The sequence below is a fragment of the Streptomyces sp. NPDC055103 genome (genome assembly GCF_053607625.1).
This window is the reverse complement of record NZ_JBSGTX010000039.1, coordinates 59,429-79,863: the sequence shown is the minus strand read 5'-3', so window position 1 is coordinate 79,863 and position 20,435 is coordinate 59,429. Positions and strand designations below refer to the sequence as shown.

The window sequence follows — 20,435 nt, the reverse complement described above, 5'->3', positions numbered from 1 at the left end:
CCACAGATCTTCGTCCTCGTAGTAGGTCCGGAACCAGGTCGTCATGCCGCAATCCTGACCCACGACCTTGACCAAAGAGATAGGGGCACCCCCCCGGCTGTCCGGGAGGAACGTCGCACCATAGGCAGGCGGGCTTCAGCGCTGTCAAGGGCGTCCCAGCAGGTGGGAGCCTCAGCAGCCCACAGGGGGAGGGGAGTTGGGAGGGGCGGGTGAAGAAGGGGCGGGGCCGGTGCCGTGCCCCCGCGCCGGCCACGGATCTGACCGAACGCGCACCCCGGGCGGACGCGCCGCCCCGGCCGCGGTCGCGTCCCTGCCGGAACCGGTCGCGGCCACCCGGGCGGTCGCTCCGGCGGTGTCAGGAGTGGTACGGGGTGTTCGCCGCCGCCCAGTCGGCCAGCGCCCGCGCGCACTCGGCGACCGACTCGCGCCAGGTACGGGCGGCGCCGTCCCCCGCCTCGTCGCTCACGTGCTTCACCATCCGCAGCGGGACCCCGGCGAGCCGCGCGGCCGAGGCCAGCGCGTATCCCTCCATGTCGACGAGGGCCGCCCGCTCCGCGAGCCGGGCGCGGGACGCCTCGTCCGCGATGAACGCGTCCCCGGTGGCCAGGACCACGTCACCGCCGTCGGGCAGGGTCAGCGGCTCGCCGTACGTCTCACCCGTCAGCGTCGCGAGGAACGCGCCGTCCAAGTCGTGCTGGAGGATGGTGCCGACGACATGCGTCCCGATGAAGCCCGGGCGCAGTGCCCCGGCGGTCCCGAGGTTCACGATCCCGGACGGCAGCGGGCCCCGGCCGAGTACGGTCGCCAGGGCGGTCGCCGCGTTCACCTTGCCCATGCCGGTGAGCAGCACCGGCAGATCCGTGTCGAGGAACTGCGCCTCCTCCTTCACGGCGACGACGTACAGGGGACGGCCGGCGACGATCTCTCCCAAGAGTTCCATGGAGGTCACGCTAATCGGCGACCACGCCGCCGCAAAACCGACCCCGCACGACCCCCTGAGGGCGTGCCCCGCTGGTCAGACCGGCAGCAGGCGGCCGATCAGGGCTCCGAGCCGGCGTGCGTTGCGGCACGGGTGCATGTCCACGAGCTCGGCGTAGGCCGGGGCCTCGGAGTCAGGTTCAGCGGCCCTGGCAGCCGGTTCCCCAGCCGTCCCAGCCGGTTCCCCAGCCGTCCCAGCCGGTTCCGCGGCCGTCCCGGTCTGCTCCCCAGTCGTCCCGGCCGGTTCCGCAGGTGTCCCGGCCGGGCCCGCCGGGCTCACACCGCGTCCAGGTCGAGCTTGGCCGCCGCCTTCACGATGTCCTCCTGGTGCTTGAGGAGGACCCCGAGGCTGTCCCGTACGACCCGCTCGTCCAGCCGGTCCGCGCCGAGCGCCAGCAGGGTCCGTGCCCAGTCGATCGTCTCGGACACCGACGGGACCTTGCGCAGGTCCATGGCGCGCAGCGCCCCCACGACCCGGACGACGGAGGCGGCGAGCGCGGCGTCGAGCCCGGGCACCTTACGGGTGACGATCCGGCGCTCCAGCTCCTCCTCGGGGAAGCCGATGTGCAGGAAGTGGCAGCGCCGCCGGAGCACCTCGGACAGCTCGCGGCTCGCGTTCGACGTGAGGACGACGAAGGGCCGCCGGGTCGCCGCGATCGTGCCGAGCTCGGGGACGGTCACCTGGAACTCGCTGAGCACCTCCAGGAGCAGGCCCTCCACCTCGACGTCGGCCTTGTCGGTCTCGTCGATCAGGAGGACGGTCGGCTCCTCGGACCGGATCGCGGTGAGCAGCGGCCGGGGGAGCAGGAACTCCTCGGAGAAGATGTCCGCCCGCGTCTCGTCCCAGGACTCGCCGCGGCCGGCCGTGATCCGCAGCAGCTGCTTGGCGTGGTTCCACTCGTACAGCGCGCGGGACTCGTCGACGCCCTCGTAGCACTGGAGCCTGACGAGCCGGGCGCCCGTCACCTCGGTGACGGCCTTGGCCAGCTCCGTCTTGCCGACGCCGGCGGGCCCCTCGACGAGGAGGGGCTTGCCGAGTCGGTCGGCGAGGAAGACGGTCGTGGCGACGGCCTGCGACGCGAGGTAGCCGGTCGTCGCGAGCCGCTCGACGACATGGTGTGCGGCGCGCATGTCCCCGGCGCTGTACGAAGCGGTGGGTCCCGGCCCCGTGCACACCCTCACCGCCGCTCTCGCCGTCGGCGACGACGAGAAGCCGCTCGGCTCGGTCACCGCCACCCGGATCGACGGCGTCGCCTTCACCGCCCACGAGGCCGCCACCTTCCACCACGCCGCCCGGCTCGCCGCGCGGCACATCGGTCACGCGCGCCGCCTCGCCGTCACCGAGGACACCGCGCTGCACCTCCAGCGCGCCCTCGTCGCCGAGCCGGGCCGGCCGCACCCCAACCTGGAGATCGCGGGCGGTTACCTCCCCGCCGGGGCCCGCACCCTCGTCGGCGGTGACTGGTTCGAGACGGTACGGCTCCACTTCGGCCGCACGCTTCTCGTCGTCGGCGACGTGATGGGGCACGGCCTGGACGCCGCCGTCGACATGAACGCCTACCGCACGGTGCTCCGCGAGGTCGCCGCCACGGACCTGCCGCCGCACCGGGTCCTGCGCCACCTCGACTCCGTGGTCGCCGAGGACGACGCCCGCCGCCCCGCCACCTGCCTGCTCGTCCGGGTCGACCCGGCGCGCGGCACCGCGACCTTCGCCAGCGCGGGCCACCTGCCGCCCGCCGTGTTCGCCGCGGACGGCTCGGCCGAGCTGGTCGACGTCCCGGTCGGCCCGCCGCTGGGCACCGGCGTCGGCGGCTACGAACCCACCACGCGCCCGCTCACGCCCGCCGAGACGCTGCTGCTCTTCACCGATGGCCTCGTCGAGCGCCGGGGCGAGGACATCGACGTCTCGCTGGACCGCCTCGCCTCGCTCCGGCTGCCGCCCGGCCCGGGCCCCCACCAGGTCGTCCACGAGGTGCTCCGCCGGCTCGGCGCCCACCGGGCCGAGGACGACGTGGCCGTTCTCGCGGCCCGCGTCCGCGCCCGCCAGACGGAGTGACCCCGCGCCACTCACGGCCCACCGGACCCGTGACACACGGTCACCTCGGCGAGTACGTGACCTGTTTCACGCCCGCGCGGGATTCTTTCGGCAGGACGCTTGTGCCCGGACCCGTGGCCCGGCACGCTCCTCGGTATGAACACGGCCAGGCATGCCAGTGAACGTCTGATGAGCTGGCCCTCGCTGACCCCCGGCCGCACCCACTGCGGTGCCGAGCTCGGACTGGGCACCGCGACACAGGAGATCGTGCACTTCCACGGGGAGCACGAGGCCGACGTCCACCTCACCAGGGCCATGGTCGCGAAGCTGCGCCCGGCCCTTCTCGGGTCGAGCGCGGTCCGCCTGCGCGCCGGATCCGGGTGGGTGACGGTCCGTCTGGACATGGGCTCGGACATCGACCTGCTCGCCACGCTCGTGAGCGCGGCCCTCCAGGCCAACGGCGTTCCGGACGTCGCCCCGGACGGCTGCACCCGCACCCTCCCGGTCCCCGGCACCCGCTGAGCCCCCCTACTCCTACGCGGGCATCGGGAACAGCATGCAGGTGCTGGTCGCGTGCGCGAGGAGACGGTCCTCCGCGTCGTACAGGCCCGCTTCCGCCAGCGCGGTCCTGCGCCCCCGCGACAGCACGGTCCCGATCGCCCGTACCTTGCCCGTCTCCATCGTGATGGGCCGCAGGAAGCGGGTCGAGAGGTCGAGCGAGGTGTACGCCGTGCCCTGGGGGAGCGTGGAGTGCACCGCGCAGCCGGCGGCCGAGTCGAGCAGGGTCGCGTACACCCCGCCGTGCACGCTCCCGATCGGGTTGTAGTGCTCCTCGCCCGGCTCGAAGGTGAACACGGCCCGGCCGTCCTCGACCTCTTCAAGGCCGAAACCGAGCAGCGCGGCGATCGGGGGCCCGGGCAGCCGCCCGGCCACCATCTCGCGCAGGAAGTCGAGTCCCGCCATTGTCCCCGCGGCCCGGGCGGTGGCCCCCGCGTCCTGCCACTCGACCGTCCGTGACCGCATCGTCACCACTCCGCTCCGCTAGGACCCGCTGACTCTGTACAGCGAAGCTAGCTGTCGCGTCAGCTGACTGTCAACGACGAAGCCAGGTGGCTACAGTGTGACGATGAAGTGGCTGGAGACGGACACCGAGAACTGCTCTGTCCGCCGCACCCTGGATCTCGTCGGCGAGAAGTGGAGCCTGCTCATCCTGCGGGACGCCTTCAACGGAGTCCGCCGCTACGACGAGTTCCGGCGCCACCTCGGCCTCTCCGAGGCCGTCCTCGCCGACCGCCTCCGCAAGCTCGTCGCGGCCGGCGTCCTGCGCGCCGAGCCCTACCGCGAGCCCGGCGCCCGCACCCGGTACGAGTACCGGCTCACCCCCAAGGGCGTCGACCTCTGGCCCGTACTCCTCGCCCTGAAGCAGTGGGGGGACGCGTACGCGGGAGATCCCGAGGGCCCCGTGCTCGACATCCGGCACACCGACTGCGGAGCGCCCGTGCGCGTGGTCGTCCAGTGCGAGGGCGAGGAACACGCCACCCTCGCCGTCCGGGACGTCACCGTCCGCCCCGGTCCCGGTGCCCGCCCCCTCACCCACTGAAGCACCGCGTCCGCCCCGGGCCCGAGGCACCCGTTCGGCCGCACATCGGTGGTGTCCCGGCCCGCGGGCGGGTACCCCACGAACCATGCCCCCCACTCCCGGCCCGCCGGACGACGGTTCCCCCACCGAGCACGGTCACTGGTTCCACCGCCTCCACACCCGGCTCCTCGCCTCATCGGTCGGTCTCGCCTGGAACCGCGGCCGCGCCATGGAGCTCATGCACCGCGCCATGGGCTTCGCGGCGCTCAGCCTGCTGACCCTCGTCCCGCTCCTCATCGTCGTCGCGGCGGCCGACCTCGCCAGCGGCCAGGGCTTCGCCCGCTGGCTCGTGCAGGGGCTCGGCGTCTCCGAGGTCTCGGAGGAGGAGGTCGAGCGGCTCTTCGGCCAGCCGGGGCAGGCCCTCCAGCGCACCACCGCCTTCGGCCTCGCCGCCCTGGCCGCGTTCGGCGTCACCTTCGGATCTGCCGTCCAGACCGGGTACGAGCGGGCCTGGGATCTCCCCACCGCCCGCTGGCACACCATGTGGCGGCACGTCGTCTGGCTCGCCGTCCTCGTCGCGGCCCTCCTCCTCTTCGTCGCCACGCCCGCCCCCGAGGAGTCCCCGGCCTCGACCACCGTCGCCGTCGCCGTCGCCGACCTCGTCGGCACCTTCCTCTTCTTCTGGTGGTCGCAGCGGTTCCTCCTCTGCGGCCGCATCCGCTGGCGTGCCCTCGTGCCCGGCGCCGCCCTCACCGCGCTCGGACTGCTCGGACTGCGGATCTTCTCCCAGCTGGTCTTCTCCCCGCTGATCGCCTCCAACGCGGTCACGTACGGCCAGTTCGGCACCGTCCTCGTCCTCCAGTCCTGGCTCGTCGGCGTCGGCTTCGTCGTGTACGGAGGCGCCCTCGCCGGGCGCCTCGTCCACGAGCACCTCGTCCGCCGCCGCCTCCGCCGCGACCTCACCGGCCGCGCGTGACCGCGCCGGTGCGCCGCTACTGGTCCCTGCGGCGCACCGCGAGCACCGTCACCACGGCCGCGCCCAGGGCCCACAGCGCGTACACCAGCCAGGCGGCGCCGGTCGTCCACGGGTACAGGACCTCGCCGAACCCCGCCGGCACCTGCCGCCGCCACGCGTGCAGCGGCGTCGCGTGGGCCAGCACCGCCGTGAGGTGGCGCCGGTCGGAGAGCACCGACGGCAGCAGCAGGAGCAGCACCACCGAACCGACGATCGAGATCGCGCTCTGCCGCAGCAGCGCGCCGAGCGCCATCCCGACCAGCGCGCAGACCGGCGCGAGCAGCGCGGACGCGACGACGATCCGCAGCGCCCCCGGATGGGTGAGGGGCAGTCCGGCGCCCCGTACGTCCAGGATCGCCTGCGTCGACCAGAACGAACCGACCGCGACCACCGCCCCGAAGAGGGTCTGCACGGCGGCGACGACCAGCACCTTCGCCGACATCACCGAGCTCCGCGCCGGCACCGCCGCGAACGTCGTCCGCATCATCCCGCTGCCGCACTCACCGACCACCGCCACCGCCCCTATGGCGGCGGTGCAGAGGATCAGCACCATCTGCGCGTTCCCCGTGAACGCGTCCCACAGCGCCATGTCGTGCCGCAGGAAGGCGGCCTGGCTCTCCGCGTCGTACTGGAACCAGTAGCGGTAGTGGTCCCAGGCGGTTCCGGCGTTGAAGGCGACCACGGCCAGCGCGCTCAGGAGCAGCGACCAGCCCGTCGACCGCAGGGACCACAGCTTCAGCCACTCCGACGCCACCAGGTCACGGAAACGGGCACGAGGCTCCACCACGGCGGCCACACGAAGATCGAGCACAGTCATCGGGCGTCTCCCGCGAGGTATTCGACACTGTCGGCGGTCAGTTCCATGAAGGCCTCCTCCAAGGAGGCGGTACGGGTGGTCAGCTGACCCAACACCACCCGGTGGTCCAGCGCGAGCTCCCCGATCCGCGTGGCCGGGAGCCCCGTCACCGACAGCAGCCCGGCCTCGTCCCGGACCTCCGCGCCCTCCGCGAGCAGCAGCGTCGTCAGGCGCGCCCGGTCGGGCGTCCCGACGGTGACGCTCAGCCGGGCCCCGCGCGCCGCGAACGCCGACAGGCTCTGCGCGGCGATCAGCTCGCCCCGGCCGATGACGACGAGTTCGTCCGCCGTGTGCTCCATCTCGGTCATCAGATGGCTGGAGACGAAGACCGTGCGGCCCTCCGCCGCGAGCCGCCGGAACAGCCCGCGCACCCACTTCATGCCCTCCGGGTCGAGCCCGTTGAGCGGCTCGTCGAACAGCAGCACCGGCGGATCGCCGAGCAGCGCGCCCGCGATCCCGAGCCGCTGCCGCATCCCGAGCGAGTACCCGCCGATCCGGCGCCGCGCGGCCTCCGCCAGCCCGACCTCCTCCAGGACCTCGCCGACCCGGGAGAGCGGAACGCGGTTGCTCCGCGCGAGGACCGCCAGATGCGCCCGGGCGGTCCGCCCGCCGTGCACGTCCCCGGCGTCGAGCAGCGCGCCGACGTGCCGGAGCCCACGCGGCCGGTCCGTGAAGGGCCGCCCGTCGATGGTCACCGAGCCGCTCGTCGGCGTGTGCAACCCCAGGACCATGCGCAGAGTCGTGCTCTTCCCCGACCCGTTGGGCCCGAGGAATCCGGTCACGAGTCCCGGCCGGACCGTGAAGGTGAGCGCGTCGACGGCCGTCGTGGAGCCGTAGCGTTTGGTGAGTTCCCTGACTTCGATCATGTCCACCACGGTGCCGTCCGGGACCCTCCCCGGGCATCGGACCAGCAGGGACAATGGACGGCCGGTGCTGTCACCCGTGGTCGTACACCCCCGGTCCGATGCCCCGGCCGGGGGCGGGCCTTTACGATCACCGCATGTCCGCCACCCCGTCAGCACCGTTCTTCAAGAGGGTCACGCCCGGCGGGTGGGCCGCCGTCGCCTGGGGCGCGGGCATGGTCTTCACCGCCCTCCTCCGGATCCGCGTGCCAGGCCAGGAGGGGCCGGACGTCCTGCCCGGCTTCGTCATCCTGCGCTGGGACGGCCTCCTCATGCTGACCGTCGGCACTCTCCTCACCCTGCGCGGCGGCTCCCTCCTCGCCCGGCGTCCGACCGCCGCCCTCAACTACCTCCTCGTCGCCCCGGTCATCGCCTCCACCCCCCTCGGCGTCACCGCCATCCCGTTCGCCCAGTACCTCGCGGTCGACGTCGCCCTCTACGCCATCGCCGCCGCCCGGCCCCGCCGCGAGGCCTGGCGGGCACTCCTCCTCGCCCTCGGCCTGCTCGTCGTGTACCTGGCGGTCCGGCTGCTCGCCGGCTGGAGCGCCGGCACCACGAGCGGGCTGGCGGTGGCCCTGACCGCTCTCGTCGCCTGGCTCCTCGGCCGCTCGGAAGGGCAGGCCAGGGAGTACGCCGAACGGAGCCGCGACCAAGCCGCCGAACAGGCCGTCACCGCCGAGCGCCTCCGCATCGCCCGCGAGATGCACGACACGGTCGCCCACAGCATCGGCATCGTCGCCCTCCAGGCGGGCGCGGCACGCCGTGTCATCGACACACAGCCCGAGGGGGCCCGGCAGGCCCTCGCGGAGATCGAGACGGCGAGCCGCGAGACCCTGGCGGGCCTGCGCCGCATGCTCGGCGCGCTGCGTACGGCGGGCGAGACCGCCGCGCCCGACCCCGACGGCAGCGGCCTCCCCGAGATGCCCGGCCTCTCCGCGCTCGAACGGCTCGCCGAGGTCACCGGCACCGCCGGAGTCCGCGTCGCCGTCCACAGGGTCGGCGCGCCGCGACCCCTGCCTCCGGAGATCGACCTCTCCGCCTTCCGTCTCGTCCAGGAGTCCGTCACCAACGTCGTGCGCCACTCCGGCGCTGACGCCTGCACGGTGACCGTCGACCACCGGGACCCCGAGGCCGTCGCCGTCACGGTCGAGGACCGCGGCCCGGCTCCCGGCAGGGAGCGCGCACGCCCCGGCGGAGGCTCCGGCTTCGGCCTCGCGGGCATGCGCGAGCGCGTCGCTCTGCTGCACGGGGAGTTCACCGCCGGCCCCCGCCCCGACGGCGGCTTCCGCGTCACCGCCCGTCTTCCCCTGCCCACAGGAGCCACCACCCCATGACCGAGCCCACCGCCGAGCAGCCCGGCGTCGTCCGTGTGCTTCTCGCCGACGACCAGCCCCTCGTGCGTACCGCGCTCCGGATGGTCATGGCGGACACCTCCGACCTCGTCGTGGTCGGCGAGGCCGCGAACGGCGCCGAGGCCGTCCGCCTCGTCGAGGAGACCGGCGCCGACGTCGTCGTGATGGACCTGCGGATGCCCGGAACCGACGGCATCGAGGCGACCCGCCTCGTCACCTCGGGCCCCACCGGCGCCCGGGTCGTCGTCCTCACGACCTTCGACGACGACGACCACGTGTACGGGGCGCTCCACGCGGGGGCTTCCGGCTTCCTCGTCAAGGACATGGCCCTGGACGAGATCCTCGCCGCCGTCCGGGTCGTGGCCTCCGGCGACGCCCTCATCGCGCCCGGCGTCACCCGGCGTCTCATCAAGGAGTTCGCCGACCGCCCGCACCGGTCGTCCGCCACGCCCCGCCGCGGCACGGACGGCATCACCGATCGCGAACGCGAAGTGCTCACGCTCGTCGGCCGCGGCCTCTCGAACACCGAGATCGCCGCCGAGCTGCACATCAGCATCGCCACCGCGAAGACGTACGTCACGCGTCTGCTCGCCAAACTCGCCGCCCGCGACCGCGTGCAGCTGGTCATCATCGCGTACGAGGCGGGTCTGGTCTCCGTGGCCTGACCCGGCCGCCGTCGTGGGCGGTGATCACACGTTCCGGTGATCTCCCCGCCACGGGTGGGGCGGCGGCCTCCGGGCCGCTTGGATGGGGGAGTCCCATCGGCCCGTCGAAAGAGAGCCGCCCATGGCGAACATCTGGCTGCCGCCCGTCGAGTACGTCGCGACCCTGCCGAGAGCGACGGCGTACGCCTGCCTGTACTTCACCGACACGGGCGGCCGCCCGTTCCAGCTCCGCGCCACCTACCGCACCGAGCTGTGGCAGTGGCCGGGCGGGAACATGGACCCGGGGGAGACCCCCTGGGAGACGGCCGTGCGCGAGTGCCACGAGGAGACCGGTCTCGTCTTCACCGGGGAGCCCCGCCTCCTCGGCACCCACTTCCTGGGCGACCGGGGCGAGGAGTGGCCGGCCAACCACATCGGCTTCATCTTCGACGGCGGCGAGCTGACGGACGAGCAGATCGCCGCCGTCGTCCTCGACCCGGACGAGCACAGCGAGTACAGCGTGCGCAGCCTTGAGGAGTGGGAGCGCGAGATGAAGCCCGTCGAGTTCACCCGCCTCGCCGAGATCGACCAGGCGCGCAGGACGGGATCGACCGTGTACGTGGAGACCGGCGCCGCCGCGGACTGAACAGGCCGGGCACCGGGTGGGGCCGTCCGTCCGGGCGGCCCCACGCCGTGCGGCCCGTCCGCCGTGACGTGTCTCAGGCCCGGCAGCCGACCGGGTGGGCGACGTCGACGACGAGGCGCTCCGGGGAGTGCAGCGTGAACGTCTTGAAGGCGGGCTTGGTGTCGAACGCGGCTCCGATCGTGACCACACCCTCGAAGTCGCCGGTCAGGGCGAGCCCCTTGAGCGCGGGCAGATAGACCTTCAGGAGGCGGGGCCCCTGGTAGACGTTCCCTCCGCTGTCGTCGTGGGCGGCGGCGGGGGAGAGGCTGATCTCCAGGAAGTACCTCCCGTCGAGGGGGACCTTCTGGCCCGAGCCGTCGTAGTGCAGCGCGGTCGTCTGCCGGACGGTGACCGGGGGCACGGCACCGCGTATGTCGATGACGATCCGGTCGAAGCCGGTGTGTCCGCCCCAACGGGCGTTGACGACCTGGGCGGTAACGGGTGCCGCCGAGTTGCGGGACGGGGCGTCGGAAGCGCCTGCGGGGATCGTGGCGCCGATCCCGGCGGTGAGGAGGATCCCCGCGGCGACGGCCGCGAGAGTGTGACGGTGATGCATGACGTCCCCCAATTTCTCCAGCTCCGGGGACAGTGGGGTCACTGGTAGAGACATCCACCACAAGCGTACGGTTCTACCCGATATGCGATAGAAGTGCGTTATGTGCTGGAGTGCGACGGCCGACCTCTGGGCGGGCCTCGGGATCGGCGCCGTCGGTCTGGCCTCGATCGCCTCCGTACGCCGCGCCGGGGACGTCCCCCTCGCCGCCCTGCCCCTGCTCCTGGGCGCCCATCAGGTCGTGGAGGCCGCCGTCTGGCGCTCCGGCGGGGGAACGGGCGCGGCCACCCTCGCCTGGGCCGTGATCGCCCTGCCCCTGCTGCCCGTCTGGATCCCGGCCGGCGTCCTGACCGCCGGGCGCCCCGCCGACCGGCGGCGTCTGCTCGCGCCGCTCGCGGCGGGCCTCGCGACCAGCGCCGTCCTCGCGTACCACCTCGCCACCGGTCCGGTCGGCGCCGAGATCCGCGGACACACCCTCGGCTACGTCGTCGACCTGCCGCACCCCGCCCCGGTCCTCGCCGGCTACCTCCTCGCCACGGTCGGCGCGCTGCTCCTCGCCCGCGACCGGCTCCTGCGCCTGCTCGGGCTCCTGACCGGAGCCGGAGCGGTCGTCTGTGCGCTGCTGTGGAGCGCGGAGTTCCTCTCCACATGGTGCGCGCTCGCCGCCGTCGCCTCCCTGGTGCTCCTGGCCTGGGCGCGCGGTCGCCGGATCCGAAGTCGGCCGTAACCCCTCGGCGCCTCAGTAGTTGACCAGGGCATGAAGAAGCGCAGCATGCTCGCCATCGCCTCCCTCGCCGCAGGCGTCGTCACCGCCCTCGTCACCCCGCCGCCGCAGGCCAGCGCCGCGGAGAGCCCCCTCGGCGGCGCCACCGGGCTCCTCCAGGAGGACCAGGGCGCCGAGACCGTCGAGACCGTCCAGGGCGCCGGGTCCGCCCTCCAGGCGCCGCAGACCGGCGGACTGCTCTGACGTCTCGCCCGGACCGCGGCGACCGGTGCCCCGCGCCCCCAGGGGAGGCGCGGGGCACCGGCGCGCCGTGACACGGGAGGAGGTAGCCCGTGCGCGCGCCGTGCGCGACTAATGACAGGATGTCCCCATGAGCGACAACGTTTACTTCGACATCACCATCAACGACGAGCCCGCCGGGCGCATCGTCTTCCAGCTCTTCGACGACGTCGTCCCGAAGACCGCGCAGAACTTCCGCGAGCTGTGCACCGGCCAGAACGGCTTCGGCTACGCCGGCTCCGGGTTCCACCGCGTCATCCCGAACTTCATGCTCCAGGGCGGTGACTTCACCAACCACAACGGCACCGGCGGCAAGAGCATCTACGGCGAGAAGTTCGCGGACGAGAACTTCCAGCTGAAGCACGACCGCCCGTTCCTGCTCTCGATGGCCAACGCCGGCCGGAACACCAACGGCTCGCAGTTCTTCATCACCACGATCGTCACCGACTGGCTCGACGGCAAGCACGTCGTCTTCGGCGAGGTCCTCGAGGGCCAGGACCTGGTCAAGAAGATCGAGGGCCTCGGCTCCCAGTCCGGCAAGACCAGCGCCAGCATCAAGATCGCCGACTCCGGCGTCGTCAAGGCCTGAACGGGCTCTTGACCAGAGGCCGGATCAGCAGCACTGGGATCAGAAGCACTGATCGGTAGCCTCCGCGGAGTACGAGCAGAGGGCCCCGCGGCCCCTCGCTCGCCCCGCACGGCGGGGCAGGGGAGCACCGTCCACAGGACGCACGGCTCCCCGCCCCGGCCGACGCGGCCCCCCGGCCCCGGGTCGCGGCACACCTCAGGCGAAGGCGGACGCGTTCCGCTCCGCCCACGCCGAGAACGGCCGCGGCGCACGTCCCAGGACCCGTTCCACGTCCGGACTCACCCGCTGCTCCTCCGCGCTGGGCGCGCCCATCACCGACAACATCCCGTCGACGGCCTCCTCCGGCAGGAACCGCACCAGGTGCGACCGCGCCTCGGCGGCGCTCTGCGCCTCGAACTCCACCGGTTCGCCCACGGCCTCGGCGAGGGCCCGCACCTGCTCGCGCGGCGACACCGCGAAGGGGCCCGTCAGGACGTACGTACGCCCCGCGTGCACCGGATCGCGCAGCGCGGCCGCGGCGACCTCCGCGATGTCGGCCGGGTTCACCACCGGCAGTGCCACATCGGCGAACGGGGACGCGACCGCCCGTGCGGTGCGCACCTGTTCGGCCCAGAGGTAGGCGTTGGAGGCGAAGCCGCCGGGCCGCAGCACCGTTCACTCCAGACCCGACTCCCGCACGGCCTCCTCGAAGGCACGCAGGAAGGCGTGCGACGCGGAGTCGTGCCGCGTCCCCACGAGCTGGGACGACTGGAGGACGATCCGTCGCACCCCGGAGGCCACCACCGCCGCGACGACCTCGCGCGGCCGCAGGGTGTCCCCGAGGCCCGCCACCAGCAGATAGACGGCCTCCGCGCCCTCGAACAGATCCTTGAGGCCGTCCACGTCCTCCAGGTCACCCCGCCGGTGGGCCACGCCGGCGGGCAGCCCCTCGGCCGGGCGGCGGCTCACCGCCGTGACCTGCTCACCGGCCGCGGCCAGGGCCTCCACCAGCGGTCGTCCGACGTTTCCGGTCGCTCCGGTCACCAGGATCACAGCAGTTCCCCTCCAGGGTTCGCGGCGGGTGCGTTGGCGCCCCGCCGTCCTTGTGACCTCATCCTGGAAGGGAAACTGGCCATCTCCTGGCCAGTTTCACGAAGGGATCCGAAGGAATTCTCAGGAGACCGATCGTCCCGGTCCGGCTCCCTGTCCAGCCCGAGTCCGGCTCTTCGTCCGGCTCTTCGTCCGGCTCTTCGTCCGGATCCTCAGCTCCCTTCGCCGTAGCGACGCTCGAACTTCGCGATCCGGCCCTCGGAGTCCACGGTCCGCGCCGTTCCGGTGTAGAAGGGGTGGCTCTCGGAGGAGATCTCCACGTCGATCACCGGGTACGTGTTGCCGTCGTCCCATTCGATCGTCCGCTCGCTGGTCGCGGTGGACCGGGTGAGAAAGGCATACCCGGCCGTCCGGTCCCGGAAGACCACGGGTCCGTACTCGGGATGCTTGTCCTGCTGCACGTGTCCTCCTCGGGCTTCCGCCCTGACTCGTTCGCCCCGACGTGATCGGCTCGGCTCGTCCGGCCTGATCCGGCACGGCACTCCCAGCCTCCCCGTGCGCGTCGCGACCGACCAGCGCCACGGGCCCGACCGGGTGAAGACGGCTCTCAGTCAGCGGGCCGCCGGCCAGCGGGCCGTGAGCAGCAGTGCGATGTCGTCCGGTCGGGCCGTGGCCTGCCGGGCCTCCCTGATCAGCCGGTCAGCCGCCTCCGGGAGCGCCATCGAACCCGTCGCGGCGAGCGCCCGCCGCAGGCGCTCGATCCCCTCGTCGATGTCCGTGCCGGGCCGCTCGACCAGCCCGTCCGTGAACAGCGCGAGGACGGATCCGGGCGCGAGCCGCAGCCGCGTCACGGGGTACGACACACGGCTGTCCACCCCCAGCACCACTCCGCCCGCCAGCTCCACCAACTCCGCGTTCCCGTCCGGGCGCAGCAGCAGCGGCTGCGGATGTCCGGCCCGTACCGCCCGCATCTCGCCCGTCCCCGGGTGGAGCAGCACGTAGCAGCAGCTCGCGAACTGTCCGGGATCCAGGTCGATGAGGAGCCGGTTCGTGCCCCGCATGACGTCCTGCGGCCGGTGGCCGCCCAGCGCGAACGCCCGTACCGCGCTGCGCAGCTGCCCCATCGTGGCCGCGGCCGCCACCCCGTGCCCCTGGACGTCGCCGATCACGAGCGCCAGCCGGTCGTGGCCTGCCTCGATCACGTCGTACCAGTCACCGCCCACGTCCATGCCCTCGGTGCCCGGCAGATAGCGGCCGACCGTCTCCACCCCGGCCCGGACCGGCAGCCTGTGCGGCAGCAGCGCGTTCTGGAGTCCCCGCGCGACCGCAGACTCCGTGTCGTACCGCTGTGCCCGGGACAGGGCCTGCGCGATCAGTCCCGCGAGGGCGGTGAGCACGGTCCGTTCCTCCGGGGTGAACGTCCGCGGGCGCTCGAAGCCGAGGATGCAGGAGCCCACCGGCCGCCCCGAGGCGATCAGCGGCAGGAAGGCCCGCGCGCCTGTGTGGGTGTCGAGTGGGAGACCCGGGTACGCCACCCTCAACTGGTCCATCGACTCGAAGAAGAGCGGCCGGCCCGTCGTCAGCGTCTCCACCCCCGGCAGCCGGGAGTCCAGCGTGACCCCGTCGAAGGGTTCGAGGAAGCCCGCGGGGAAACCCGTCTCCCAGGCGAGGTACAGGCGCCGGTCGCTCAGCAGGTAGATCGCCAGCTGCCGTCCGCCGAAGGCAGGCAGCAGCTCCTCCGTCACCACAGCCGACACCTGGCGGGCCGTCACGGCCTCCGAGAGGGCGATCGCCAGGGCCACCGGCCGGTACAGCGCGGCCGCCCGGTCACCATGGGCCCCGAGACCGTCGTCCATCGCCGGGTGCGGACGGTCGGGGTGGTCGGGGTGGTCGGGGTGGTCCGGACGGTCCGGACGGTCCGGTGGGCGTAGGCGGTCCGGGCTCCGCGCACCGTCCGGGCGGTCAGGAACTCCGTCGGGGCCCGTGAGGTCGTCCTCCGGAATGAGCACCATGGTCACGCCGTCCCGTCCCGGGTGCAGCGAGACCGTCAGCCACCGGCCCCGCTCGGGACGGGCCAGGAAGCGCACGGGTTCGTCGGAGAGCAGCGCGGCCCGGAGCTGCTCCTCGTGGTGGGGAAGCCCGAACCACGGCAGGGCCTCCCACAGGGGCCGACCCGCGAGCGCCCCGCGCGGCCGGCCGAGCAGCCGCTCCGTACGCTCGTTGAGATACGTGATCCGGCCCAGCCGGTCGATGGCCAGGATCGCCCGCGGCAGCCGGTCCGTGGCGTCCGAGCCGACCAGCCCCGTCCCCAGGTCGACGAGCGTGCCCGTGAGCCGCCCGCCGGTGCCGGGCGGGCCTCCGGTCTCCTCCGGCGCGGGCTGCCGTGCCCTGGCCGACACCTCCAGGAGGTGCAGCCCGCCGTCCGGGCCCTTCAGCCGGATCCTGCGCACCGCGGGCCGTCCGTCCTCGTCCGACGCCCGCATCGCCACCGCCCACAGCGCGTACGCGTCCTCCGGGTCCAGCAGGGAGGTGAGCACCTCGATCGAGCGGGGCGAGGTCACCCCGGCGCCGAGGATCTCCCGCAGCCCGCCGTCCATCGTCACCGTGCCCGTGTCCAGGTCCCAGTCGAAGGAACCGAAGCGCACGGGCGGCGCGGAACCGGAGGACAGCTGCACGCACACCGGGTCACCCGTCCAGGAGGCCGCGGTCCCGTGCTCGGTCAACGCAGTCAGTGTCTCGCCGAGACGGAGGGCGTCGCCGGTCATCCGCCCACGGTCGCGCGCGCTCACGCCCTCGCCCGGCGTCGGCGCCCGCAGCACGACGAGCACCCCGTACCGCTCGCGGCCCGCGACCACGGGCGCGTACAGCGAGGAGAAGGGGAACGGCAGGCCCGCCACCAGCTGGGGGAACCGGCGCATCGCGTCGTCGACGTCGGCCAGATGCACGGCCTGTCCCGAGCGGTGGACCTCCGCCACCGGGAACGGCCGGTTCGCGTGCATCCGCCACCACGGCCGGAACAGCTGCCCCGGAAGCCCCACGAGGACCGCGAGCCGGAGCAGGCCCGGTGTCTCCGACCGCAGGTACACCCCGCCCGCGTACCCGCCGACCGCCTCGACCGTCCGGAGCGCCGCCTCCGCGAGCGCCCGCGTCAGTGCGCCGGAAGCGGGCCCGTCGGCAGCACCGTTCCCGGACGGACGCCCGGTACCGCCCGCCGGGCCGGGGCTGGACGCGCCGTGCGAGGTCACACAGCCAGGATGCGCCCGGGGCGAAAGCCCCCGCATCCCGGGCCCGGCGCGCGAGGCGCCCCGCGCACCCCGTGCACGCCCTGCCTTGTTGACCGCGCGCGCCCGCGCCGTCACACTCGGTCGTCGACCACCAGCGGCGGCGCCGACACACGGCGCCACCACCTCGCTGCCAGGAGGCACGATGACGGGCCGGGTTCTTCCGTACGACGTTCAAGGCGAAGGCCCCGGCCGGGCCCTCGTGCTCCACAACTGGTTCGGCGACCGCACCAGCTTCGCCCCCCTGCGCGCCCACCTCGACGACGCCGTCGGCACGTACGCCTTCGTCGACTGCCGCGGCTACGGCGAGGCCCGCGAGATCGAGGGCGACTACACGATGGAGGAGGTCGCCGCCGACGCCCTCGCCGTCGCCGACGACCTCGGCTGGGACGAGTTCTCCGTCATCGGGCACTCGATGGGCGGCAAGGCGGCCCAGCTGATGCTCCTCGACGCGCCCGACCGCGTCCGCTCCCTCATCGGCATCTCGCCGGTCTCCGCCGCGGGATTCCCGCTCGACGGGGAGACCTGGGAGCTCTTCGCCGGGGCCGCCGACTCCCCGGCGAACCGGCGCGCGATCATCGACACCACCACGGGCGGCCGGTACGGCGAGGACTGGCTGGGCGCCCTCGTCGACCGCTCCGTCAGCCGCTCCTCGGCGCCGGCCTTCCGCGCCTACCTGGACTCCTGGTCCGGTCCCGACTTCCACGAGCGCGTCCGCGACAACCCCACGCCCGTCCTCCTCGTCGTCGGCGCCCATGACCCGGCGCTCGGCACGGAGACGATGGAGGCGACCTGGCTGCGCTGGTACCCCAACGCGCGCCTCGAAGTGCTCAAGGACGCGGGCCACTACGCCCCCGAGGAGACCCCGCAGGCCCTCGCCGAGGCCATCGAGGCCTTCCTCGCCGCCTGACGGGACCTCCGGGGTGTGACACGGAGGTCCGAAGGTCGTCGGGACCGACGACTTTCGAGGACAGCGGCGGACCCGCCCCGCGCCGGATCATCGTGCTCACACCCCCACGGGACGGTCACCGACGACCGTCCAGGACCGGCAGGAGCACCACCGATGGGACTCGCACAGTCACAGCACCGCTTCCTGGTGCGGCAGAAGGTCACCCTGATGGCCAACCGCTACCTGGTGCACACCATGGGCCCGGACGGCGAGGAGGCCGAGCTGGTCGCCTTCGCCCACCAGAAGCGGATGGCCCTCAAGGAGCACGTGACCTTCTACACCGACGAGTCCCGGCGGCAGGTGCTCTTCACCTTCAGAGCCCGGCAGGTCATCGACCTCGGTGCGACCTACGATGTCCACGGCGCCTCCGGCACGCGGCTGGGCGGCTTCCGCAAGGACTTCGGCGCGTCCCTGCTGCGCGGCACCTGGCATCTGAACCGGGACGGGGAGACGCGGGAGACCACGGGGCAGGAGCGGAACCGAACGGTGGGCGTCCTCCGGTGGGCCTGGGAGTTCCTCCCCTTCACGGAACTCCTCCCCTTCGTCGTGCCGTACCACTTCGACTTCTCCGAGGCCGGACGGCCTGTCATGTCCGTCGAGAAGCGCTTCGGCGTGCGCGACCGGTACGTCGTGGACATAGCCGACGCGGAGCTGGACCGGCGGCTCGCGATAGCCCAGGCCGTCACCCTGGACGCCTTGCAGTCCCGCTGACCTGTCCCGCCGGGTCGGGCCGTCTACCCTGGAGACACGGGCAGGGGACGGGGCACACGGTTCCTCCCCGCGCCCCGGCCGCGTGCGGAAGGGCGGCGGACCATGGACTTCAGCGATCGCACCGACGCGGGCCGGCAGCTGGCCGCCCGTCTCGACCACCTCAAGTACCAGGACGTCGTGGTTCTCGGCCTTCCGCGCGGCGGCGTACCGGTGGCCGCGGAGGTCGCCGACGCGCTCGACGCGCCCCTCGACATCTGTCTCGTACGGAAGCTGGGGGTGCCGTGGCAGCCGGAGCTCGCGATGGGCGCGCTCGGGGAGGGCGGTGTACGGGTCCTCAACGAGCAGGTGCTGCGGGAGACCGGTGTGGGCGAGCGGGAGCTCGCGGCCGTGGAGGAGCGCGAGCACATCGAGCTGGAGCAGCGGACCCACCGCTACCGGGGCGCCCGCCCGCCCGTGCCCCTCGAAGGGAGGACGGTCGTCGTCGTCGACGACGGGCTCGCCACGGGCGCCACGGCGCTGGCCGCCTGCCGGGTGGTCCGTGCCCGGGGTGCCGCGCGGATCGTCCTGGCGGTGCCGGTCGCCCCACGCGGCTGGACCGCCCGTCTCGGGGGCGAGGCCGACGAGACCGTCAGCGTCCGCGAGCCCGACTTCTTCTACGCGATCGGTCAGTTCTACCGGGACTTCACGCAGACGTCCGACGCGGAGGTGCTCGACTGCCTCGACCGCAGCCGGGCTGTGCGCGGGCCCGTCGTGCGGGACGAGGACGTCAGGATCCCGGCGACCGGCGCCACCCTCGCCGGACGGCTCGCTGTGCCCGACGGCGCGACCGGCATCGTCCTGTTCGCCCACGGCAGCGGCAGCAGCCGGCACAGTCCGCGCAACCGCGCGGTCGCCTCGGCCCTGAACCGGGCCGGGCTCGGGACGCTGCTGTTCGACCTGCTGACCGAGACCGAGGCGGCCGACCGGGCCCATGTCTTCGACACCCCGCTGCTCGCCGGCCGGCTGGTGAGCGCCACGGACTGGCTGGCCGGGCGGCCCGGGGGCGACGACCTGCCGCTCGGCTACTTCGGGGCGAGCACGGGCGCGGCCGCCGCGCTGTGGGCGGCGGCCGACGCCGGTTCCGGTGTCGCCGCAGTCGTGTCACGCGGTGGCAGACCGGATCTGGCGGGCGAGCACCTGGCCCGGGTGCGCGCCCCGACCCTCCTCGTGGTGGGCGGCCGGGACGAGCTGGTCCTGGACCTCAACAAGCGGGCCCAGGCGCTGCTGCGCTGCGAGAACCGGCTGACGGTCGTGCCGGGCGCCACCCACCTCTTCGAGGAGCCGGGGGCCCTGGAGGAGGTGGCGGAGCTCGCCAGGGACTGGTTCGACGAGCACTTCAGGGGTCAGTAGGCGCCGTTGACGTTGTCGATGGAGCCGTAGCGGTCGGCCGCGTAGTTGCAGGCAGCCGTGATGTTGGCGACCGGGTCGAACAGGTCCGTGGACGTGCCCGGCACGTGGTAGGCGTCGAAGGTCGGCTGGATCACCTGGAGCAGGCCCTTCGAGGGGGTGCCGGCCGCGGCGTTGGAGTCCCAGAGGTTGATGGCCTGGGGGTTGCCGGAGGACTCGCGCATTACGTTGCGGAGGATTCCGTCGTACGAGCCGGGGATGCCGCGCTGGGCCATGATGGCCAGCGACTGCCGGATCCAGCCGTCGAGGTTGTCGGCGTACTGGGCGGCGGCCGGGGCGGCCTGGACGGCGGGCGCGGCGGCGGGCGCCGCCTGCGCTGCGGAGGCGCCCGAAGCGGCGGCCGGGGCCGCGGCACGGCGCTCGGAGCGGCTCGCCCGGTCCGTCGTGGCGGTGCTCTTCTTCGGCGCGGCGGCCTGAGCGGGGGCGGCCTTCGCGGAATCCCGACGAATCGTCAGTTCGAGACCGGGGTGAATGAGTGACGGATTGTCACCCACGGCGGACTTGTTGGCCCGGTAAATCGACTTCCAGCCGCCCTGAATTCCCTTCTTCTGGGCGATCAGGGAAAGCGAGTCACCGCTCACGACGGTGTACGTACGCGCGGCGGCGGCAGCGGCGGTGGGGGCGGACGGCGCGGCGGTCGCGGTCGCGTGCTGTGCGGCGACGGGCTGCGCGGCGGTCTTCGGCGCGGACGAGATCGTCTCGGCGCCGGCGGTGGCGGGGACGATCAGCGGCAGGGCCAGGGCTGCCCCGCCCGTGCCGGCGAGTGCGAGGCCACGGGTGACCGTGCGGCGTCGGGGGCGGCGGTGCTTACCGTGTGCAGGCATGACG

Annotated in this window: 22 protein-coding genes and 1 pseudogene; 13 read left to right on the top strand and 10 right to left on the bottom strand. The window is 73.4% G+C overall.

The genetic code is table 11. From position 1 onward, the window contains the following. Positions 1-355: 355 nt before the first annotated feature. Complete coding sequence (locus ACWFR1_RS24035) at positions 356-940, bottom strand: nucleosidase (RefSeq protein ID WP_453554348.1); 585 nt, start codon at positions 938-940, stop codon at positions 356-358. A gap of 314 nt (positions 941-1,254) precedes the next feature. Next, positions 1,255-2,109 (bottom strand): AAA family ATPase, encoded by an 855-nt coding sequence (locus ACWFR1_RS24030; RefSeq protein ID WP_453554346.1) that lies wholly within the window; start codon positions 2,107-2,109, stop codon positions 1,255-1,257. On the opposite strand from ACWFR1_RS24030, the gene ACWFR1_RS24025 reads away from it, so the two are divergent. Then, complete coding sequence (locus ACWFR1_RS24025) at positions 2,108-3,034, top strand: PP2C family protein-serine/threonine phosphatase (RefSeq protein WP_453554344.1); 927 nt, start codon at positions 2,108-2,110, stop codon at positions 3,032-3,034. The genes ACWFR1_RS24030 and ACWFR1_RS24025 overlap by 2 nt on opposite strands. A 135-nt stretch (positions 3,035-3,169) precedes the next feature. Continuing rightward, positions 3,170-3,535, top strand: coding sequence for a luciferase domain-containing protein (locus tag ACWFR1_RS24020; RefSeq protein ID WP_453554342.1), 366 nt, complete (start codon positions 3,170-3,172; stop codon positions 3,533-3,535). A 12-nt stretch (positions 3,536-3,547) separates the two neighbouring features. On the opposite strand, the gene ACWFR1_RS24015 is transcribed toward ACWFR1_RS24020, so the two are convergent. Continuing rightward, entirely contained in the window at positions 3,548-4,036 is a 489-nt protein-coding gene (locus tag ACWFR1_RS24015; protein ID WP_453554340.1) for a PaaI family thioesterase, read from the bottom strand. Between the two features lie 103 nt (positions 4,037-4,139). Here ACWFR1_RS24015 and ACWFR1_RS24010 point away from each other — a divergent pair, with 103 nt between their 5' ends. Together ACWFR1_RS24010 and ACWFR1_RS24005 are read left to right on the top strand one after the other, a co-directional pair. After that, complete coding sequence (locus ACWFR1_RS24010) at positions 4,140-4,613, top strand: winged helix-turn-helix transcriptional regulator (protein WP_453554338.1); 474 nt, start codon at positions 4,140-4,142, stop codon at positions 4,611-4,613. Between the two features lie 85 nt (positions 4,614-4,698). Then, positions 4,699-5,568 (top strand): YhjD/YihY/BrkB family envelope integrity protein, encoded by an 870-nt coding sequence (locus ACWFR1_RS24005; protein WP_453554336.1) that lies wholly within the window; start codon positions 4,699-4,701, stop codon positions 5,566-5,568. Between the two features lie 16 nt (positions 5,569-5,584). Here ACWFR1_RS24005 and ACWFR1_RS24000 read toward each other — a convergent pair whose 3' ends face one another. Both ACWFR1_RS24000 and ACWFR1_RS23995 read right to left on the bottom strand, forming a co-directional pair. Further along, complete coding sequence (locus tag ACWFR1_RS24000) at positions 5,585-6,424, bottom strand: ABC transporter permease (RefSeq protein ID WP_453554334.1); 840 nt, start codon at positions 6,422-6,424, stop codon at positions 5,585-5,587. Further along, complete coding sequence (locus ACWFR1_RS23995) at positions 6,421-7,329, bottom strand: ABC transporter ATP-binding protein (protein WP_453554332.1); 909 nt, start codon at positions 7,327-7,329, stop codon at positions 6,421-6,423. Before ACWFR1_RS23995 ends, ACWFR1_RS24000 begins: the two co-directional genes overlap by 4 nt. Positions 7,330-7,463: 134 nt before the next feature. Here ACWFR1_RS23995 and ACWFR1_RS23990 point away from each other — a divergent pair, with 134 nt between their 5' ends. The 3 genes from ACWFR1_RS23990 to ACWFR1_RS23980 all read left to right on the top strand — a co-directional run bounded on the left by ACWFR1_RS23990 (position 7,464) and on the right by ACWFR1_RS23980 (position 10,007). Then, the gene (locus ACWFR1_RS23990) at positions 7,464-8,699 is read left to right on the top strand and encodes a sensor histidine kinase (protein ID WP_453554330.1); all 1,236 of its coding nucleotides are present in this window, start codon (positions 7,464-7,466) and stop codon (positions 8,697-8,699) included. After that, positions 8,696-9,382, top strand: coding sequence for a response regulator (locus tag ACWFR1_RS23985; protein WP_453554328.1), 687 nt, complete (start codon positions 8,696-8,698; stop codon positions 9,380-9,382). The genes ACWFR1_RS23990 and ACWFR1_RS23985 overlap by 4 nt, the downstream gene beginning before the upstream one ends. Positions 9,383-9,503: 121 nt before the next feature. Further along, on the top strand, positions 9,504-10,007 hold the full coding sequence (locus ACWFR1_RS23980; protein WP_453554326.1) for an NUDIX domain-containing protein: 504 nt from the start codon (positions 9,504-9,506) through the stop codon (positions 10,005-10,007). A 73-nt stretch (positions 10,008-10,080) separates the two neighbouring features. Here ACWFR1_RS23980 and ACWFR1_RS23975 read toward each other — a convergent pair whose 3' ends face one another. After that, a complete protein-coding gene (locus ACWFR1_RS23975) occupies positions 10,081-10,602 on the bottom strand; it encodes an AMIN-like domain-containing (lipo)protein (RefSeq protein ID WP_453554360.1) in 522 nt (173 codons plus the stop codon). A 100-nt stretch (positions 10,603-10,702) separates the two neighbouring features. Here ACWFR1_RS23975 and ACWFR1_RS23970 point away from each other — a divergent pair, with 100 nt between their 5' ends. The 3 genes from ACWFR1_RS23970 (at position 10,703) to ACWFR1_RS23960 (ending at position 12,191) form a co-directional block, all read left to right on the top strand. Next, a complete protein-coding gene (locus tag ACWFR1_RS23970) occupies positions 10,703-11,326 on the top strand; it encodes a DUF6629 family protein (protein WP_453554324.1) in 624 nt (207 codons plus the stop codon). Between the two features lie 30 nt (positions 11,327-11,356). Further along, the gene (locus ACWFR1_RS23965) at positions 11,357-11,566 is read left to right on the top strand and encodes a hypothetical protein (RefSeq protein WP_453554322.1); all 210 of its coding nucleotides are present in this window, start codon (positions 11,357-11,359) and stop codon (positions 11,564-11,566) included. A gap of 127 nt (positions 11,567-11,693) precedes the next feature. Next, positions 11,694-12,191: a peptidylprolyl isomerase gene (locus ACWFR1_RS23960; protein ID WP_453554320.1), complete on the top strand. Its 498-nt coding sequence runs from the start codon at positions 11,694-11,696 to the stop codon at positions 12,189-12,191. 195 nt (positions 12,192-12,386) lie between these two features. Here ACWFR1_RS23960 and ACWFR1_RS23955 read toward each other — a convergent pair. From ACWFR1_RS23955 to ACWFR1_RS23945, 3 genes and pseudogenes are all read right to left on the bottom strand, one after another. Further along, positions 12,387-13,223: pseudogene (locus ACWFR1_RS23955) on the bottom strand (NAD(P)H-binding protein). 209 nt (positions 13,224-13,432) lie between these two features. Then, positions 13,433-13,681, bottom strand: a complete 249-nt coding sequence (locus ACWFR1_RS23950) for a type B 50S ribosomal protein L31 (protein WP_453554318.1) — start codon at positions 13,679-13,681, stop codon at positions 13,433-13,435. A 150-nt stretch (positions 13,682-13,831) separates the two neighbouring features. Further along, positions 13,832-16,465, bottom strand: a complete 2,634-nt coding sequence (locus ACWFR1_RS23945) for a SpoIIE family protein phosphatase (protein ID WP_453554316.1) — start codon at positions 16,463-16,465, stop codon at positions 13,832-13,834. A gap of 181 nt (positions 16,466-16,646) precedes the next feature. Here ACWFR1_RS23945 and ACWFR1_RS23940 point away from each other — a divergent pair, with 181 nt between their 5' ends. From ACWFR1_RS23940 to ACWFR1_RS23930, 3 genes are all read left to right on the top strand, one after another. Beyond that, entirely contained in the window at positions 16,647-17,411 is a 765-nt protein-coding gene (locus tag ACWFR1_RS23940) for an alpha/beta fold hydrolase (protein ID WP_453554314.1), read from the top strand. Positions 17,412-17,564: 153 nt separating this feature from the next. After that, entirely contained in the window at positions 17,565-18,161 is a 597-nt protein-coding gene (locus ACWFR1_RS23935) for a hypothetical protein (protein ID WP_453554312.1), read from the top strand. Positions 18,162-18,263: 102 nt separating this feature from the next. After that, positions 18,264-19,550, top strand: coding sequence for an alpha/beta family hydrolase (locus ACWFR1_RS23930; protein WP_453554310.1), 1,287 nt, complete (start codon positions 18,264-18,266; stop codon positions 19,548-19,550). Here ACWFR1_RS23930 and ACWFR1_RS23925 read toward each other — a convergent pair. Then, positions 19,544-20,431 (bottom strand): LysM peptidoglycan-binding domain-containing protein, encoded by an 888-nt coding sequence (locus ACWFR1_RS23925; RefSeq protein WP_453554309.1) that lies wholly within the window; start codon positions 20,429-20,431, stop codon positions 19,544-19,546. The two genes, ACWFR1_RS23930 and ACWFR1_RS23925, sit on opposite strands and share 7 nt — an antisense overlap. Positions 20,432-20,435: the final 4 nt, after the last annotated feature.